This window comes from Streptomyces sp. NPDC028635 (genome assembly GCF_040637635.1).
Classification (GTDB): domain Bacteria; phylum Actinomycetota; class Actinomycetes; order Streptomycetales; family Streptomycetaceae; genus Streptomyces.
In genome coordinates, this window is sequence record NZ_JBEZWX010000084.1 from 1 (window position 1) to 4,998 (window position 4,998).

The following is a 4,998-nucleotide window of genomic DNA, read 5'->3' on the forward strand; positions in this document are numbered from 1 at the left end:
GGGGTGTCCGTCCTCGGTCCGGCCGCCCGTCACTCGATACGGCGCCCTCCGCCGGTGCCGGCCGCTGCGGGCGGACACCCCCCACCCCGTCCCCTCCCCGCCGTCGGCGCCTGCGGCCCGTCCCACCAACGGTCCAGACAGACCGACGGCCACCGTCGCGCCCCTTCAGGGGCGCGGGGAACTGCGCGACCGGCCACGACGTGCCCGCACGGGCCGTCGCTCCGCCCGGGGCCGGGCACGGCCGCCCTGGGGCAGGCGGTCCGTCCGGACCCGGGGGCGACCGCAATCCCCTTAGGGGCGCGGGGAACTGCGCGACCGGCCACGACGTACCCGCACAGGCCCTCGCTCCGCCCGGGGCCGGGCACGTGCCGCCCGGGGGGGCAGGCGGTCCGTGGGGGCCGGGGGCGACCACAACCCCCTAAGGGGCGCGGGGAACTGCGCGACCAGCCACGACGTACCCGCACGGGCCCTCGCTCCGCCCGGGGGCCGCGCGCCGGCTAGCGGGACGACGGGTCCTGGGGGCCCCGGCCCGAGAGGACCTCGCCGTACGCCTGCATGAGGTCGGCCAGGCGCAGCGTGGCCAGGTCGTCGCGGGAGAGGGGGCCCGCGTAGGCCGACAGCCGTAGATCCCGGTACGCGCAGCTCTTCTCGTAGAGGGTGCGCAGAAAGCGGCCGTTGCCGAGTTCGTCGATCCAGCCCTGGTCGACCACGTGCCCGGCGATCGAACGCAGCTCGTCGAGGGCCTCCTCGTCCCACAGGTCGCCGTTCTCCGCGGCGAGGACCTTGCCGATCTCGGTGAGTTCCAGGGGGCGGTAGGAGGGGAAGTCCACGCGCGTGGTGAAGCGGGAGGACAGGCCGGGGTTCGCCGTGAGCAGGCGGTCCATGCCCTCCGGGTAGCCCGCGAGGATGACGACGAGGTGGTCGCGGTTGTCCTCCGCCCGCTTCAGCAGGACCTGGAGCGCCTCGTCGCCGTACGCGTCGCCCTTGCCGTAGCCGGAGTTGGAGAGGGAGTAGGCCTCGTCGACGAAGAGGACTCCGCCCAGGGCCGAGTCGATCAGTTCGTTGGCTTTCACGGCGGTCTGGCCCAGGTACTCGCCGACCAGGTCGGCGCGTTGCGCCTCGACCAGGTGGTCGCCGCCGAGCAGCCCCAGGGCGTAGAACACGCGGCCGAGGATGCGGGCCACGGTGGTCTTGCCGGTGCCCGAGGGGCCGGAGAAGACGAAGTGCCGCTTGGGCGGCTGGACCGGCAGGCCCTGGCCGGCGCGCAGCCGGGCCATGTTCAACTGTGCCGACAACGCCTTGACTTGGCGTTTCACGGGCTCCAGGCCCACCATGCGCTCCAGTTCGGCGAGCGCCTCCTCGAGTAACGCCGGGTCGGTCGGGCCGGCCGGCAGGTGCGTGGGTGCGGTCGCCTTCTCACGCACGACGGGGCTCGGCACCGACGGCACGGGGGGCAGGTCCAGGTCGGTCAGTCGCAGGTCGCGGCCCTCGGTGCCGAAGAGGGGGTCCAGGCCGTCGGGGCCGTCCGCGCCGTCCTGGCCGGTGCCGGTGAGGGTCACCGCGGCGAGGTCGGCCGGGTCGGTGGTGACGTCGTAGCCGTCGCCCTCGGCGATCGCCGCGAGCCGGGCCGAGGTGTCCATGAAGGCGGGGTCGACGCGGTGGACGGCTCGGTAGAGGGGGAGGGCCGCCGCGGAGCGGCCGGTCCCCTCGTGGGCGCGGGCCAGCCAGTAGCGCAACTCCTTGCGCTGCGGCTGCTCGCTGCGGCAGCGCATCAGGGCGGTGGACAGCAGCGGTTCGGCCTGGCCGTACATCTCGAGGCGGACCCTCGCCATGCCGCCGAACAGGCCCGCCTCGATGCCGAGGAGGGGGTCGTCGAGGAGGGGGTCGGTGTGGCGGACCAGTTCTTCCCAGTCCTTGACCAGATAGGCGCGGCAGGCGTGCAGGAAGCGGACCTGCGGGTCGGTGTCCACGGGGGGCAGGCCGGCGAGGGCGCGGTCCAGTTCCGGGACGTGGCGGCCGTCCAGCCAGTGCGAGGCGTGCGCGAGGAGGAGGTCGCGCGGGGTCTCCAGGACGGGCTGGACCCACCAGCCCAGCCAGTACCAGGAGTTGAGGGTGCGGCGGTGCCGGGCGCGCTGCTCGCCGAAGCGGTCCCGGTGGCGGTACATGCGCAGCAGGGCCGTGGTGGTGTCCACGCGCAGCGCGTGCAGGCCCAGCCAGGCGTCGGCCATGCCGGGATCGATCCGCACCGCGGTGCGGAACTCCTCCTCCGCCTGCGGGTAGCCGCCCATGGTGTAGGCGTCCACGCCTCGTAGCCAGGCGAGGTCGGCCGGGGCCTCGGGGCCCCGCGTGCCGAAGTCCATCACGTCCCCCACAAACCGTGCCCCCGCCGATGCCTTGGTTCGAACCGCTGTGCCGCGGACCGGAGTTGCAGGTGCGCGAAGCAGCGTCCGTAGGTCGCACCGAGGGCATCGTACCCATGGGTCGGTGGTCGGCCGTAGGGTGCGGCACAGGCCGTTCGGCGCGGTGGGGCGGAGGGGGCGCACGCGGGGTGGTCACCGAGCGTGAATGTCCGGCGCCTCACAGCGGCCGAGGGAGGCGGTGAGGGCAGAACGAAGCCCCCGGTCACGGGGGAACAACCAGGGGCTTCGCGTCGAAGGGGCGGCTTCGTTTGCCGCACATTGAGAACGTAAGTCCTGTACGGGCCCAGGGTCAAGCGGAGTTGGGGCACTTGGCCAACTCCCGCGCAAGGGTCTTCACGGGTTCACCACATCGCGGATGGTCCGTCACGGTGCGTGATGTCGTGGTCCTCGGCAGCAGTCGCTCCAGGCCCCGGCAGCACCTCGTATCCCGTCTCCAACTGGCGTACCAGGAGGTGCGCGTGAGGCCGGGAGGGGTCGGTGGCGAAGTGCCGTTGCTCCGCCTGGACCCATCCGGCCCAGAAGTCTCTCTGTTCCGCGCCGTCCCGCCGCCTGCCGCGCTCCCACGCCTCCTCTCGGGGCACGTCCAGCCACAGCAGGCGCGCGAGGTGCGGGCGCAGGGCACGACGGCCCGCGCCGACTCCCTCGATCAGCACGACCGGGGCGCCGGGGAGCGGCCGCGGCGCGCCGAAGCGGCGCTCGCGCCAGTCGTAGGGCGTGTAGTGGGCCGTCTCGCCGCGGCTGAACGGTTCGATCACCTGGCGGCGCAGCCGGTCCGTCCAGGCGAACAGTTCCTCGTGGCTGGCGATGTCGTCCAGGTGCAGGACCGGGGCGTCGTCCAGGGCCCGCGCCAGCCGGCCGGCGAACGTCGATTTGCCGGAGCCGGCGTGTCCGTCGACGCCGACCAGGCGCACGGGGCCGCAGGACGCGGGGAGCCGGCGCAGACGGGCGGCGAGCTGGTGCAGGGTGTCGGGCATCGTCCGGGTGGCCGTTCGGGGGCTGGAGCGGTGGCGGGGAGAGTGTACGGCGGCTGCCGCCCAGGTCATGCCAGGGGTATGGACCAATATTGGTGCCGCGGCATGCCCGCCGGGTGCTGGCCTGTGCCGTCCGCTGCGGTCATAGTGGGCCCCACTGCCGCACGGACCTGCCTGCCCCGACTCGCATCCCTGGGGGTCTCTTGCCCATGAGCAGAGCCGAACAGCCCTCCCGCAGAACCCTGCTGGCCGCCGCGCTCACCGCCGCGGTGGCCGGTGGCGCCGGCCCGGTCCTGGCCGCGGGCGGCGCGTCCGCCGCCGGTCGCGCCACTCCGGCCCGCCCCATCGACCACCGCTCCTGGACCACGTACACCGACTGGCGCGGCGGCACCGCCCACGGCACCCGGGCCGTCGCGGGTGCCCGTCCCGGCCTCGTCATCGGCGAGGCGGCCGGCACCACCGACTACACCGACCCGCACACCGGCACCACCGCCCGCTGGGAGTACGCCACCTGGACCTCCCCGGTCCACCGGCCGGCCGTCCCGGCCACCGAGGCCATCGCCTCGTGGAACGCCCGCACCCCCGCCGGCACCTGGATCCAGACCGAGCTGCAGGGCACCTACTCCGACGGCACCACGACGCCCTGGTACGTGATGGGCCGCTGGGCGGCCGGTGACCAGGACATCAGGCGCACCTCCGTCGACGGTCAGAAGGACGGCCGGAGCAGCATCTGGACCGACACCTTCTCGATCGACGACCCCGGCTCCGGCCTGCGGCTGGCCTCCTACCGGCTCCGGCTGACCCTGTACCGCCGCCCGGGGCTCACCGCCACGCCGACGGTGTGGCGGCTCGGCGCGATGGCCTCCGACATCCCCGACCGCTTCACGGTCCCCGCCTCCACCCCGGTCCTCGCCCGCGAACTGGCCGTCCCCCGCTACTCGCAGGAGATCCACAAGGGCCAGTACCCGGAGTACGACAACGGCGGCGAGGCCTGGTGCAGCCCCACCTCCTCGCAGATGATCATCGAGTACTGGGGCGGTCGGCTCACCCCCCAGCAGCTCGCCTGGGTGGATCCGTCGTACGCCGACCCGCAGGTCTGCCACGCGGCCCGGTACACCTACGACTACCAGTACGGCGGCTGTGGCAACTGGCCCTTCAACGCCGCCTACGCGGCCACCTTCCCGGACCTTCAGGGTGTGGTCACCCGGCTCGCCTCGCTGACCGAGCTGGAGACGCTGATCGCGGCCGGCATCCCGGCCATGACGTCCCAGTCCTTCCTGAAGACCGAGCTGACCGGCGCCGGTTACGGCACCTCGGGGCACCTGATGACGGTCATCGGCTTCACGGCTGACGGCGACGTGATCGCCAACGACCCGGCCTCACCGGACGACGCGGCGGTACGACGCGTCTACCTGCGCCGCGAGTTCGAGAACATCTGGCTGAGGACCAAGCGGTACAACGCCTCCGGCAAGGTCGCCTCCGGCACCGGAGGCGTCTGCTACCTGTACTTCCCGGCTCGCCCGACCCCGCGGCAGCGAGCCGCGCTCGCGGCGGTCGGCGTGCGCTGAGCGGCCTCCCGGCGGCCTCCGGGAGTCGCCCGGAGGCCC

3 protein-coding genes are annotated in these 4,998 nt (G+C 73.7%); 1 reads left to right on the plus strand and 2 read right to left on the minus strand.

Features of this window, described 5'->3' with window-relative positions:
- Positions 1–497: 497 nt before the first annotated feature.
- Together AB0E88_RS35635 and AB0E88_RS35640 are read right to left on the minus strand one after the other, a co-directional pair.
- The gene (locus tag AB0E88_RS35635; RefSeq protein WP_361639365.1) at positions 498–2,360 is read right to left on the minus strand and encodes an AAA family ATPase; all 1,863 of its coding nucleotides are present in this window, start codon (positions 2,358–2,360) and stop codon (positions 498–500) included.
- Between the two features lie 401 nt (positions 2,361–2,761).
- Positions 2,762–3,394, minus strand: a complete 633-nt coding sequence (locus AB0E88_RS35640) for a hypothetical protein (RefSeq protein WP_361639368.1) — start codon at positions 3,392–3,394, stop codon at positions 2,762–2,764.
- A 206-nt stretch (positions 3,395–3,600) separates the two neighbouring features.
- Between AB0E88_RS35640 and AB0E88_RS35645 the strand changes: the two genes are divergently transcribed.
- Entirely contained in the window at positions 3,601–4,959 is a 1,359-nt protein-coding gene (locus AB0E88_RS35645; protein ID WP_361639371.1) for a peptidase C39 family protein, read from the plus strand.
- Positions 4,960–4,998 lie beyond the last annotated feature (39 nt).

Coding starts and splice junctions, on each gene's coding strand:
- AB0E88_RS35645 (WP_361639371.1), top strand. CDS start 3,601: ATGAGCAGAGCCGAACAGCCCTCCCGCAGAACCCTGCTGGCCGCCGCG.
- AB0E88_RS35640 (WP_361639368.1), bottom strand. CDS start 3,394: ATGCCCGACACCCTGCACCAGCTCGCCGCCCGTCTGCGCCGGCTCCCC.
- AB0E88_RS35635 (WP_361639365.1), bottom strand. CDS start 2,360: ATGGACTTCGGCACGCGGGGCCCCGAGGCCCCGGCCGACCTCGCCTGG.